The sequence below is a fragment of the Streptomyces sp. EDA2-14 genome (genome assembly GCF_054963755.1).
The window spans coordinates 409425-423302 of record NZ_JBUEGE010000004.1; the positions used below are offsets into that span (position 1 = coordinate 409425).

Sequence of the window (13878 nt, forward strand, 5' to 3'; positions counted from 1 at the left end):
TACCTCCCGCACGGCCCCCCGTAGCAGTCCGGTGCGCCCCCGGACACATCGCAGGATACGGAGAGCCGGGGCGGTGCGTTCAACCGGCCCTTCAACCGGCCCTTCAACCGGTCCTGAGGTTCAGCGCCGGCCGGTGACCCCGGGGCCCGAAGCCGTCGAACCCCGCACCACCAGCTCCGGCATGAACACGAATTCGGTGTGCGGGGCGGGGGTGCCGCCGATCTCCTCGAGGACCGTGCGGACCGCCGCCTGGCCCATCGCCTGGACCGGCTTGCGGATCGTCGTGAGCGGCGGATCCGTGAACGCGATCAGCGAGGAGTCGTCGAAGCCGACCACCGAGAAGTCGTCCGGCACCTCGAGTCCGCGCTGCCTGGCGGCCCGGATCGCGCCGAGCGCCATCATGTCGCTGGCGCACACCACCGCCGTGCAGCCCCGGTCCATCAGGTCACCGGCCGCCGCCTGCCCGCCCTCCAGCGTGTACAGGGAGTGCTGCACGAGGTCGCGCTCGATGTCGTCCGCCGCGAGGTCGAAGCGGTCCCGCATTGCCCGCACGAACCCCTCGGTCTTCCGCTGCACCGGCACGAACCGCTTCGGCCCCAGCGCCAGGCCGATCCGGCTGTGGCCGAGCGAGCCGAGATGGGTGACCGCCAGCTGCATGGCCGCGCGGTCGTCCGGCGAGATGAACGGCGCCCGTACCTGCGGCGAGAACCCGTCCACGAGCACGAACGGCACGCCCTGCGCGCGCAGTTGCTCGTAGCGCCGCATGTCGGCGGTGGTGTCGGCGTGCAGCCCCGAGACGTAGATGATGCCGGTGACGCCCCGGTCGACCAGCATCTCGGTCAGCTCGTCCTCGGTCGAGCCGCCGGGGGTCTGCGTGGCCAGCACCGGGGTGTAGCCCTGGCGGGTCAGAGCCTGGCCGATGACCTGGGCGAGCGCCGGGAAGATCGGGTTCTCCAGCTCCGGAGTGATCAGGCCGACGAGCCCTTCGCTGCGCCGGCGCAGCCGCACCGGGCGTTCGTAGCCGAGCACGTCGAGCGCGGCGAGCACGGACTGGCGGGTCGCCGCGGCGACGCCCGGCTTGCTGTTGAGGACCCGGCTCACCGTCGCCTCGCTCACCCCCGCCTGCGCCGCGATGTCGGCGAGGCGCGCGGTCGCGGGCGGGCCCTGCACCGTCTTGCGGGCGGCCTGGGCGGGCAGCTGGGTCATCGCACTCCTTTGTGGGGGCCGAGAGCTGGGGGAGCTGGGGCAAGAGTCCCGATGATCCCTGTGGCGGCGCCTCGTGGCAAGAGCTTGCAGGCCCTTGCAGTGCCACATAAGCGCATGTAACGGGGCATAACCACCCGTCATGCAGGGTTACTTGGAGGTCACGAACCCATAACCTCCCGGCAGTCCTGCAAATTTTTTCAGCAAGGTCTTTCCTCCGGCTTGCAGCGCTGTTACGTTCACGTCGCTCACTCGGGCCCAACCCTCTAGGAGATCTCATGCGGCGTGGCATTGTGGCCACCGCGGTGGTGGCGTCCCTCGCACTCGCGGCGACGGCGTGCGGTGGAAGTGACGACAGCGGCGACAAGGCGTCGGGCCCGGTCACCATCACCTGGTGGGACACCTCCAACGCGACCAACGAGGCGCCCGCCTACAAGGCGCTGGCCAAGGAGTTCACCAAGGCCAACCCGGACATCAAGGTCAAGTACGTCAACGTCCCCTTCGACCAGGCGCAGAACAAGTTCGACACGGCGGCCGGCGCGAGCGGCGCCCCCGACGTCCTGCGCGCCGAGGTCGGCTGGACCCCGGCGTTCGCCAAGAAGAGCTACCTGCTGCCGCTCGACGGCACCGAGGCGCTCGACGACAAGGACAAGTTCCAGGCGTCCCTCATCGAGCAGGCCCAGTTCGACGGCAAGACCTACGGCGTCCCGCTGGTCACCGACACCCTCGCCTTCGTCTACAACAAGGCCCTCTTCAAGAAGGCGGGCATCACCGAGGCGCCCACCACGTGGGAGCAGTTGAAGAAGGACGCGGCCAAGGTCAAGTCCAAGACCGGCGCCGACGGCTTCTGGGGATCCACGGCCGGCTACTACGCCCAGCCGTTCCTGTTCGGCGAGAACACCGACACCGTCGACGCCGAGGGCAAGCAGATCACCATCGGCTCGGCCGCCGCCAAGAAGGGCCTCACCGCCTGGAAGGGCCTGTTCGACGGCCCCGGCCTGCACAAGGCCGACGCCACCGCGGACGCGTACGCGCACATCCAGGACGCGTTCGTGGGCGGCAAGGTCGCCTCGATCGTCCAGGGCCCGTGGGAGATCACGAACTTCTACAAGGGCTCGGCGTTCAAGGACAAGAAGAACCTGGGCATCGCCACCGTCCCGGCCGGCTCCGGCGGCAAGCCGGGCGCCCCGACGGGCGGCCACAACCTGTCCGTGTACGCGGGCTCGGACAAGGCCCACCAGGCGGCCTCGCTCAAGTTCGTGAAGTGGATGACCTCGGCGAAGACGCAGGAGAAGGTCGCGCTGAAGAACTCGACGCTGCCCACCCGCGAGGACGCCTACACCGCGAAGGTCACCGCCGACCCCGGCATCGCCGGCTACCAGAAGGTGCTCGACGCCGCCCAGCCGCGCCCCGAGCTGCCCGAGTACAGCTCGCTGTGGACGCCGATGGACCAGGAGCTGCCCAAGGTCGCCACCGGCAAGGAGTCCCTGGACCAGGGCGTGAGCAGCCTGGAGACCTCGTTCGCCAAGCTGCTGCCCGGCTTCTCCAAGTGACCAGGTGACAGCGGCCGGTTCGCGCCCCGGAGGGGAGGGCGCGAACCGGCACACCCCTGCCGAAGCCCGAAATCAGGCAGCCCGAATCAGAAGGTGCCCCGCATGACCCTTGCCGTCGACCGCCCGGACGCGAAGAAGCCCGCGCCGCGCCCGGGACCGATCCGGCGCCTCAAGGACTCGTACCGTACGTACTGGTACGCGTACGCGATGATCGCTCCGGTCGTCGTCGTCCTCGGCGTCCTCGTCCTCTACCCCTTGGCGCGCGGCTTCTACCTGACGCTCACCGACGCCAACAGCCTCAACTCGGCCCGCACCATCGGCGTCAACCAGATCGAGGCCACCTACAAGTTCATCGGCCTCGACAACTACGCCGACATCCTGTGGGGCCCGTCCGCCTACGACCGCTTCTGGTCGCACTTCGTGTGGACCATCGTGTGGACGGCGGTCTGCGTCGCCCTGCACTACTGCATCGGGCTCGGCCTGGCGCTGCTGCTCAACGAGAAGCTGCGCGGGCGCACCTTCTACCGGCTCCTGCTGATCCTGCCGTGGGCGGTCCCGACGTTCGTCACCGTCTTCGCCTGGCGCATCATGCTCGCCGACTCCGGGATCATCAACGTCGCCCTCGGCTCCCTGCATCTGCCGGAGCCGAGCTGGCTGGAGGACCCCTCCTTCCAGCGCATCGCCGCGATCCTCGTCAACACGTGGTGCGGTGTGCCGTTCATGATGATCTCGCTGCTCGGCGGCCTCCAGTCCATCGACGCCTCGCTGTACGAGGCCGCCGAGATGGACGGTGCCAGTGCCTGGCAGCGCTTCCGGCACATCACCCTGCCGGGACTCAGGTCGGTCAGCTCGACCGTCGTCCTGCTCGGCATCATCTGGACGTTCAACCAGTTCGCGATCATCTTCCTGCTCTTCGGCAACACGGCACCGGACGCCCAGATCCTCGTCACCTGGGCCTACCGGCTCGGCTTCGGCCAGCAGCCGCGCGACTTCGCGCAGTCCGCCGCGTACGGCGTGCTGCTGCTGTCGATCCTCACCGTCTTCACGTCCTTCTACTACCGCTGGTTGAAGCGCAATGAGCAGCTCGCCGTCTGACGCCGCAGGAGCCGACATCATGAGCACGACTACGACTCGGTCCGCGGAGCGGGTCCCCGCGCAGCGCTCCACGACCGGGGCCGCTCCCGACCGTCCCCGCCGCACCCGCACCCGCAGGCGCGGCGAACGCAGCCCGCTCGCGAAGGCGCTGTCGCACGGCGTCCTCGCCGTGGCCGGCCTCGTCGCGCTGTTCCCCGTCGTCTGGCTGGTGTATCTGTCGCTGGGGCCCGACAAGGACGACTATCTGCACCCGGGCAACATCGCGAGCAAGGCGACCCTCGAGAACTACACGTACGTCCTGCAGCACACCCAGTTCTTCTACTGGGCGGCGTCGACGCTGGTCGTGGCGCTCGGCACCACGCTCGTCGGTGTGCTGTTCGCCGCGACCACCGGCTACGCCGTCTCGCGCATGCGCTTTCCCGGCTACCGCACGCTGATGTGGGTGCTGCTGCTCACGCAGGCCTTCCCGATCGCCGTCCTGATCGTGCCGATCTACGAGATCTTCTCGGAACTCGGCCTCATCGACACCTATCAGGGCCTCATCCTCATCAACTGCACGACGATCGTGCCGTACTGCACCTGGCTGCTGAAGGGGTACTTCGACACCATCCCGGCCGACATCGACGAGGCCGGCCGGATCGACGGGCTCAGCCCCTTCGGCACCTTCTGGCGGCTCATCCTGCCGCTCGCCAAGCCGGGCATCGCCGTCGCCGCGTTCTACGCCTTCATCACGGCGTTCGCCGAGGTCGCCTTCGCCAATACGTTCCTGCTCAGCGACACCAAGTACACCTTCGCGATCGGCCTGTCGAGCTTCGTCAGCGAACACGACGCGCAGTGGAACCTCATGGCGGCGACCGCGGTGTTGATCGCCATTCCGGTGACCGCTTTCTTCTACCTTGTCCAGAAGCACCTGGTCACCGGCCTGACCGCCGGCGGAACCAAGGGCTGAATCCGGCTACGCAGCAAGGACATCATGAGCCAGCACCCCACGGACCAGCCGGTGGCGGCCGCCACCACGACCCGCGAGTCCACCGACTGGTGGCGGGACGCGGTCATCTATCAGGTCTATCCGCGCAGCTTCGCGGACAGCGACGGCGACGGCACCGGCGACCTCGAAGGGATCCGCCGACGCCTGCCGCACTTGCGCGAGTTGGGCGTGGACGCGGTGTGGCTGTCGCCGTTCTACGCCTCGCCGCAGGCCGACGGCGGCTACGACGTCGCCGACTACCGGGCCGTCGACCCCATGTACGGCACGCTGCTCGACGCCGACGCGGTGATCCGCGACGCGCACGCCCTGGATCTGCGCATCATCGTCGACCTGGTGCCGAACCACTCCTCGGACCAGCACGAGTGGTTCAAGCGGGCGGTCGCGGACGGCCCCGGCTCGCCGCTGCGGGACCGCTACCACTTCCGTCCCGGCAAGGGAGCGAACGGCGAACTCCCGCCCAACGACTGGGAGTCCATCTTCGGCGGTCCCGCCTGGACCCGCCTCCCCGACGGCGAGTGGTACCTGCACCTCTTCGCCCCCGAGCAGCCCGACCTCAACTGGGAACACCCCGCGGTCGCCGACGAGTTCCGCTCCATCCTGCGCTTCTGGCTCGACATGGGTGTCGACGGCTTCCGCGTCGACGTCGCCCACGGCCTCGTCAAGGCGGCGGGCCTGCCCGACATCGGCGGCCACGACCAGCTGAAGCTCCTCGGCAACGACGTCATGCCGTTCTTCGACCAGGACGGCGTGCACGAGATCTACCGCTCGTGGCGCACGATCCTCGACGAATATGACGGCGAGCGCATCTTCGTCGCCGAAGCGTGGACGCCGACCGTCGAGCGCACCGCCAACTACGTCCGCGCCGACGAGCTGCACCAGGCCTTCAACTTCCAGTACCTGGGCGCGCCGTGGGACGCCGAGGGGCTGCGCGAGATCATCGACAGCTCCCTCGACGCGATGCGCCCCGTCGGCGCCCCCGCCACCTGGGTCCTCTCGAACCACGACGTGACCCGGCACGCCACCCGCTACGCCAACCCGCCCGGCGGCACCCAGATCCGCACCCCCGGCGACCGCGAACTCGGCCTGCGCCGCGCCCGCGCCGCCACCCTCCTGATGCTCGCCCTGCCCGGCTCGGCGTACATCTACCAGGGCGAGGAGCTGGGCCTCCCCGACGTCACGGACCTCCCTGACGAGGTGCGCCAGGACCCTTCGTACTTCCGTGCCGAGGGCCAGGACGGCTTCCGCGACGGCTGCCGGGTGCCGATCCCGTGGACCCGGACCGGATCCTCGTACGGCTTCGGCGACGGCGGCAGCTGGCTCCCGCAGCCCGACACCTGGGCCGAGCTGAGCGTCGAGGCGCAGACCGGCGACCCGGAGTCGACGCTGGAGATGTACCGCTCGGCGCTGGCGCTGCGCCGCGGCACGCCGGGCCTCGGTGCGGGCGACGGCGTGAAGTGGCACCCGGAGGCCCCGCAGGGCGTCCTCCACTTCGAACGCCCCGGCTTCGCCTGCACGGTCAACACGACGTCCACGGCGGTCCGCCTCCCGGCCCCGGGCGACGTACTGCTCTCCTCGGCCCCGGTGGAGGTGGCCGGCGGCTACGTCGAGCTTCCGGCCGACACGACGGTGTGGTGGCAGACTGCCTGACCGTGAGAGCGCGGTGGGTGGTGCGAGCGGTGGTGTGGGCGGTCGTCCTGACCGCTTTCGCACTGCCGCTCCGCCATGCGCTGGTGGCCAACCTCACCTACGTGAGGGGGTATTGGGCCACGGCCAAGCAGGTCGGCAACCCGAACACCAGCGAGACGTTCACCTGGAGGTCGCCGCAGGGCGAGGCCGTGCACGGAATCGTGCACGGCCTCGGGGAGAAGGGGTACTTCGACGAGCCGGTCGAACCGGACGCCGGACCGTTCTCGGTGCGTATCTGGGTGTCCGCCACCGGTTCGGCCCACTGCGACGAGGCGCCGCCCGAAGCCGCGATGGTGTTCGGCTACGGCGCGGCGCTCGCCGTCGCGGGCACGACCGCCTACGTGCTGTGGGCGATGCGGCGCGCCCGCGAACCGCGCTGAGCGGCTACGCGGTGTGGAACGCCACCGCACCCTTCGCGGGCACCGTGAGCTCCACCTTGCCGCCGGAGACGGTCACCGAGCCGTCACCGACGACGTTGTCGTACGTGCCGTCGGGCACGCTCGTCGTGTACGTGTGCGTGTTCTGCTCGGACGAGTTGTTGATGGCGACGAAACCGACGTCGCCACGCCCGAAGCCGATCACGTTGGAGGAGGGGGACTGCCAGTCGGCGACCGCCTTGCCGGCCGCCGCGTTGTGCCAGCCCACCATCCCGGTGATCGCGGTGTCCCGGTCGAGGCACGCCCAGGCCCCCGAGCAGTCCGTGCCGGTCACGAAACCGCTGCCGTCGTTCGGCGGCGCCTGGTCGCTCTGGTCGAACTTCCACGCCGCGTAGACCGAGGGACGCCCGTAGCCGCGGGCCAGTTGGAAGACATTGGCGAGGGTGGCGGTCGCGCCGTCCTTGTAGCTGAGGGTGTCGCCGTTGCGCTCGGTGTCGTGGTTGGTAACGAAACTGTTGGAGTGCTCCTCGTCCGCGAGGCCCCAACTGCTGCCGAACGACGACAGGTTGGCGATGTCACCGCCGCCGAACTGGGACTTCATGGCGGACGCGTACGTGAAGTCCAGGACGTCGCCGTTGCCGTAGTAGTCACCCGTGGAGGGCGGTGTGCCGGGATACACCTCCTGTGTGATGTACGGGGCGTCGCCCGCGCCCGTCTTGTGCAGCGCGCCGACGATCGCGTTCAGATCGGCGGTCTCGATGTGCTTGGCGGCGTCGACCCGGAATCCGTCGACGCCCAGGTCGATCTGCTTGTTGAGGAAGCCGACGATCTTCTCGCGGACGCCGGACTCGGAGGTGTCCAGATCGGGCAGGCCGAGCAGTTCGCAGTGCTGGACCTCGTACTGGTCCGACCAGTTGGAGATGGTCTTCGTGCAGTCGTCGCTGTCGGCCGGATCGTAGTCCGGGGTGTCGTACTTGTTGCTGATGGCGGTGCCCGCGTAGCCGGTTCCCGCCTGGGCGGACGTGTGGTTGATGACGGCGTCGGTGTAGACCTCGATGCCGGCGCCGTGGCAGGTGTCGACCATGGACTTGAAGTCGCTCGCGCTGCCGAAACGGCTGTCGAGCTTGTACGAGTACGGCTGGTAGACGTCCCACCAGTAGTAGTCGCCCTGCTTGAGGGACTCCTGGGGCGGGGCGACCTGGACAGCGCCGTAGCCCGCCGGGTCGAGGGTGTCGGTGCACTCCTTGGCGACCGACGCCCAGTTCCACTGCCACAGGTTGGCGATGACATCGCCGTTGGGTGTGCCGGTGTCGGCCGCCGTCGCGGTCGGGGACGGCAGGGTCACCATGCCGCCGAGGGTGAGGGCGCCCAGGGCCACCGCGGTGGCGGTGCGGCGGCGCCGACGAGGGCTTTTGGGTGTGAGGGGTCTGCTGTGCTGCATGTGCGGCTCCTGAATGTGGGGTTCTGGTGGCGCGTCGTGAGCGTGTGTCAGATGAGCACCCCCCGTCAATGGGAAGTTGAAAATTCTTGCTACATCTTTCGCAACTCTTGCAGGCGCGTTCCGGCAGGCGTTACCGTCACGCGGCGGACCGGCCCCACCTCCCCACGCGCGTGGCCGGTCCGCCCCAATACACCGCATCCCGCGAGGAGTTCACGACGTGAGCCGCAGTCCGATTCGCGTACCGCACAGACGCGCCGCCGCGTACACCGCGGCCGCCGCGCTCCTCGTGACGCTGGCCCAGCCCCTGGCGGCGCGCGCCGCCGCCCCGCCCGCGCCGCCGTCCGACGGGAAACTCGCGGCCGAGCCGGACCGCCACGACCTCACCCGCGAGCAGTACTACTTCGTGCTCCCCGACCGCTTCGCCAACGGCGACACCACCAACGACAGGGGAGGACTGACCGGTTCACGCCTCGCGACCGGGTACGACCCCAGCGACAAGGGGTTCTACCAGGGTGGCGACCTCAAGGGGATGACGAACCGCCTCGACTACATCAAGGACCTCGGGACCACCGCGATCTGGCTGGCCCCGATCTTCAAGAACAAGCCGGTGCAGGGCGAGGGCAAGGACGCGTCGGCCGGCTACCACGGCTACTGGATCACCGACTTCACGCAGGTCGACCCGCACTTCGGTACGAACGCCGACCTCAAGAACCTCATATCCAAGGCGCACGCCAAGGGCATGAAGGTCTTCTTCGACGTCATCACCAACCACACCGCCGACACCGTCGACTACACGGAGAAGAAGTACGGCTACCGCCCCAAGGGTGCCTACCCGTACCTCGACACCGAGGGCCGTCCCTTCGACGACGCCACGTCGATGGCGAAGGTCGACGAGGACTCCTTCCCGTACACGCCGAAGAACACGGGCGAGATGGTGCCCTCCTGGCTCAACGACCCGACGATGTACCACAACCGGGGTGACTCGACCTGGGAGGGCGAGTCCACCACCTACGGCGACTTCTCCGGTCTCGACGACCTGTGGACCGAACGGCCCGAGGTCGTCTCCGGGATGGAGAAGATCTATGAGAAGTGGGTGCGGGACTTCGCCGTCGACGGCTTCCGCATCGACACCACCAAGCACGTCGACATGGACTTCTGGACCCAGTGGGCGACCGCGCTCGACAAGTACGCCGCCGCGCACGGCCGCAAGGACTTCTTCATGTTCGGCGAGGTCTACTCCGCCGACACCGACGTGACCTCCCCGTACGTCACACAGGGCCGCCTCGACGCCACCCTCGACTTCCCCTTCCAGGACGCCGCCCGCGCCTACGCCTCGCAGGGCGCCTCCGCCGACAAGCTCGGCAAGGTCTTCGCCGACGACTACAAGTACGCCACCGACAAGGCGAACGCGTACGAGCAGGTCACCTTCCTCGGCAACCACGACATGGGCCGCATCGGCACCTTCCTCAAGACCGACAACCCGAAGGCGTCCGACGCGGAACTCGTCCAGCGCGACAGGCTCGCCAACGAGCTGATGTTCCTGTCCCGCGGCAACCCCGTCGTCTACTACGGCGACGAGCAGGGCTTCACCGGCGCGGGCGGCGACAAGGACGCCCGGCAGACGATGTTCGGTTCGAAGGTCGCCGACTATCTCGACGACGACCAGCTCGGCACCGACCGCACCCACGCCGACTCCGCGTACGACACGAAGCACCCGCTGTTCAGGTCCATCGCCGCGCTGTCGAAGCTCCGCAAGGACAACCCGGCGCTCACCGACGGCGCGCAGAAGGAGCTGTACGCGAAGGACTCGGTGTACGCGTTCTCGCGCACGGGAGACGACCGTGAGTACGTCGTCGCCGTGAACAACGCGAGCGAGGCGAAGACGGTCGAGCTGCCGGTCGAGTCCGCAAAGTTCCGGACCTTGTACGGCGGTTCGGGCGTCGAGCCGGTGTCCGGCGGCCGGGTGAAGGTCACCGTGCCCGCCCTGTCCTCGCTCGTGCTGCGCGCCGAGTCGAAGCTCCCCGCGCCGGCCGCGAAGCCCACGCTCTCCCTGAAGGCCCCCACCGCCGGGGCCACCGGCACGGTCACCCTCTCCGCCGACCCCGGCGCCACCGCCTCGGCCCGCGTCGTCTTCGCCGCACAGGTCGGCGACGGCAAGTGGCGCACCCTCGGCTCCGTCGACCACGCCCCGTACAAGATCACGCAGCACGTCCCCGACACGGTGAAGGCCGGAACGGCACTTCGGTACAAGGCGGTGGTCGTGGACCGCGCCGGACGCACCGCGAGCGCCCTCGCCGGCACGACGGCGGGGCAGGCCCCCGCCCCCGAGAAGCCCACGGCCGTCGACCGCGACTACGCAGTCGTCCACTACAAGCGGGAGGACGGCGACTACGGCGACATGCGCCTGAAGGCCGGTGACACGTCCGCCGAGTTCGTCGGCCGCGACGCCTACGGCGCCTTCGCCTGGGTGAAGGTTCCCGACGGCGCGAGCTCGATCACGTACACGATCGAGAAGTCCGGCACCGCCGACGGGCCGCAGCGCACCATCGACCTCGGCAGGACCGGCGAGGTCTGGGTCGAGCAGGGCAAGGACGGCCAGCAGACGACGAAGCCCGACGGCGCGTACCCGCCGCAGGACACGAAGAAGGCCGTCGTCCACGTGCACCGTCCCGACGGCGACTACGACGGCTGGGGCCTGCACACCTGGACCGGCGCCGCCAACCCCACCGACTGGTCGAAGCCGCTCCAGCCCACCGGCAAGGACGCGTACGGCCTGATCTTCGAGGTGCCGCTCGCCGACGGAGCGACCTCGCTGAGCTACATCCTTCACAAGGGCGACGAGAAGGACATCCCCACGGACCGCTCCCTCGACTTCGCCACGTACGGCAAGGAGGTGTGGCTGAACTCCGGTGACACCGGCTACCTGCTGCCGTCCATGGGGTCGGGCGCCGACCTGGACCTGTCGAAGTCCGAGGCGCAGTGGATCGACTCCGACACCGTCGTCTGGAAGGTGAAGGCCACCGCCGCCACCAGCCAGCAACTGGTGTACGCGCCGGAGGGCGGCATCGGCATCGAGGACGGGGCGCTGAGCAGTGAGGGGCGGTGGCTGCGCCTGAACCCCGGCAGCCTCACCGACGCCCAGAAGGCGAAGTACCCGCACCTCAAGGACTATCCGGCGTTCACCGTCGACGCCCGCGACCGCGACCGGACGCGCGACGCGCTGCGCGGGCAGCTGATCGCCACGCAGCGGGCCGCGAACGGGGCGCTGCTCGCGGCGACCGGTGTGCAGACGGCCGGTGTGCTCGACGACACCTACGCGGACGCCGCCGAAAAGGCGTCCCTGGGACCGGTGTTCACGAACGGCAAGGTCACGCTGTCCGTGTGGGCGCCGACCGCCCGCGACGTCTCCCTCGAACTCGGCGGGAGGACGGTGGCCATGCGCCGCGACGCCAAGAGCGGTGTCTGGTCCGCCACCGGGGCCGCGGCCGCCTGGCGCGGCAAGGAGTACTGGTACGCCGTGCGCGTCTGGGCGCCCGGTGTCCAGAAGCTCGTCACGAACAAGGTCACCGACCCGTACTCCGTGGCGCTCACCGCGGACTCGGAGCGCAGCCTCGTCGTCGACCTCGGCGACAAGTCCCTCGCGCCGAAGGGCTGGTCGGGGCTGACCAAGCCCAAGGCCGTGCCCATGAAGGACGCGCAGATCCAGGAGCTCCACGTCCGGGACTTCTCCGTCGAGGACAGCACGACACCGGCGAAGGACCGCGGCACGTACCGCGCCTTCACCGACAAGAACACCGACGGCTCCAAGCACCTGCGTGAGCTCGCGAAGTCCGGCACCTCCTACGTCCATCTGCTCCCGGCCTTCGACATCGCGACGATCCCGGAGAAGAAGTCCGACCGGTCGACGCCCGACTGCGACCTGAAGTCGTACGCCCCCGACAGCGACAAGCAGCAGGAGTGCGTCGGCAAGGCGGCCGGCAAGGACGCCTACAACTGGGGCTACGACCCGTACCACTACACGGTCCCCGAGGGCTCCTACGCGAGCGACCCGGACGGCACGCGGCGCACCGTCGAGTTCCGCGACATGGTCAAGTCACTGAACGACGACGGCCTGCGGGTCGTCATGGACGTCGTCTACAACCACACCGCGTCCGCCGGCCAGGACAAGACGTCGGTCCTGGACCGGATCGTGCCCGGCTACTACCAGCGGCTCATGGCCGACGGCTCGGTGGCGAACTCCACCTGCTGCTCGAACACGGCGCCCGAGAACACGATGATGGGCAAGCTGGTCGTCGACTCGATCGTCACCTGGGCGAAGGAGTACAAGGTCGACGGCTTCCGCTTCGACCTGATGGGACACCACCCGAAGGCCAACATCCTCGCGGTGCGCAAGGCCCTCGACGCCCTGACCCTGAAGAAGGACGGTGTCGACGGCAAGAAGATCATCCTCTACGGGGAGGGCTGGAACTTCGGCGAGATCGCCGACGACGCCCGCTTCGAGCAGGCCACGCAGAAGAACATGGCGGGCACCGGCATCGCCACGTTCTCCGACCGGGCGCGGGACGCGGTGCGCGGCGGCTCGCCGTTCGACGAGGACCCGGGCGTGCAGGGCTTCGCGTCCGGCCTCTACACCGACCCCAACACCTCGAAGGCGAACGGCACAGCAGCCGAGCAGAAGGCCCGGCTGCTGCACTACCAGGACCTCATCAAGGTGGGCCTGTCGGGGAACCTGGCGGGGTACGGCTTCACCGACACCAGCGGACGCCAGGTCAAGGGCTCCGACGTCGACTACAACGGCGCGCCCGCCGGGTACGCGGACGCCCCGGGAGACGCCCTCGCCTACGCCGACGCGCACGACAACGAGTCGCTGTACGACACGCTGACGTACAAGCTGCCCGCGTCGACTTCCGCGGCGGACCGCTCCCGGATGCAGGTCCTCGCGATGGCGACGGCGGCGCTCTCCCAGGGCCCGGCGCTCTCGCAGGCGGGCACCGACCTGCTGCGCTCGAAGTCCCTCGACCGCAACTCCTTCGACAGCGGCGACTGGTTCAACGCGATCCGCTGGGACTGCACGGCGGGCAACGGCTTCGGCCGCGGCCTCCCGATGGCCGCCGACAACAAGGACAAGTGGCTTTACGCGAAGCCCTTGCTGGCGTCGGTGAAGGCTCCGGGCTGCGCGGAGATCGAGGGTGCCTCGGCCGCGTACCAGGACCTCCTGAAGATCCGCACCACCGAGCCAGCCTTCCGGCTGTCCACGGCGGCCGAGGTGCAGAAGGCGCTCTCCTTCCCGCTCTCCGGCAAGGACGAGACGCCGGGCGTCATCACGATGCGGCTCGGTGACCTGGTGGTGGTGTTCAACGCGACACCGGAGCGCCAGAAGCAGACGGTCGACGGTCTCGCGGGGGACGGGTACCGCCTGCACCCGGTGCAGGCCGACGGCTCGGACGACGCCGTCAAGTCGGCCACGTACAGCAAGGGTTCCGGCACCTTCGAGGTGCCCGCCCGCACGGTCGCGGTCTTCGGCCGCTGACCCCA

General features: G+C 69.2%; 8 protein-coding genes. 6 read left to right on the forward strand and 2 right to left on the reverse strand.

The genetic code is table 11. The features are described from left to right. Positions 1-120: 120 nt before the first annotated feature. Positions 121-1206, reverse strand: a complete 1086-nt coding sequence (locus tag ACY34M_RS15110) for a LacI family DNA-binding transcriptional regulator (RefSeq protein WP_462718151.1) — start codon at positions 1204-1206, stop codon at positions 121-123. A gap of 275 nt (positions 1207-1481) precedes the next feature. On the opposite strand from ACY34M_RS15110, the gene ACY34M_RS15115 reads away from it, so the two are divergent. The 5 genes from ACY34M_RS15115 (at position 1482) to ACY34M_RS15135 (ending at position 6905) form a co-directional block, all read left to right on the forward strand. Then, complete coding sequence (locus ACY34M_RS15115) at positions 1482-2756, forward strand: extracellular solute-binding protein (RefSeq protein ID WP_462718152.1); 1275 nt, start codon at positions 1482-1484, stop codon at positions 2754-2756. 102 nt (positions 2757-2858) lie between these two features. Further along, positions 2859-3851, forward strand: a complete 993-nt coding sequence (locus ACY34M_RS15120) for a carbohydrate ABC transporter permease (RefSeq protein ID WP_462718153.1) — start codon at positions 2859-2861, stop codon at positions 3849-3851. Between the two features lie 19 nt (positions 3852-3870). Next, entirely contained in the window at positions 3871-4800 is a 930-nt protein-coding gene (locus ACY34M_RS15125) for a sugar ABC transporter permease (protein WP_462718154.1), read from the forward strand. A 24-nt stretch (positions 4801-4824) separates the two neighbouring features. Further along, on the forward strand, positions 4825-6486 hold the full coding sequence (locus tag ACY34M_RS15130) for a glycoside hydrolase family 13 protein (RefSeq protein WP_462718155.1): 1662 nt from the start codon (positions 4825-4827) through the stop codon (positions 6484-6486). Between the two features lie 2 nt (positions 6487-6488). Beyond that, positions 6489-6905: a hypothetical protein gene (locus ACY34M_RS15135; RefSeq protein ID WP_462718156.1), complete on the forward strand. Its 417-nt coding sequence runs from the start codon at positions 6489-6491 to the stop codon at positions 6903-6905. 4 nt (positions 6906-6909) lie between these two features. On the opposite strand, the gene ACY34M_RS15140 is transcribed toward ACY34M_RS15135, so the two are convergent. Further along, the gene (locus ACY34M_RS15140; RefSeq protein WP_462718157.1) at positions 6910-8343 is read right to left on the reverse strand and encodes an alpha-amylase; all 1434 of its coding nucleotides are present in this window, start codon (positions 8341-8343) and stop codon (positions 6910-6912) included. Between the two features lie 217 nt (positions 8344-8560). Here ACY34M_RS15140 and pulA point away from each other — a divergent pair, with 217 nt between their 5' ends. Next, positions 8561-13873 (forward strand): pullulanase-type alpha-1,6-glucosidase, encoded by a 5313-nt coding sequence (pulA, locus tag ACY34M_RS15145; RefSeq protein WP_462718158.1) that lies wholly within the window; start codon positions 8561-8563, stop codon positions 13871-13873. The last annotated feature ends 5 nt before the right edge of the window (positions 13874-13878 follow it).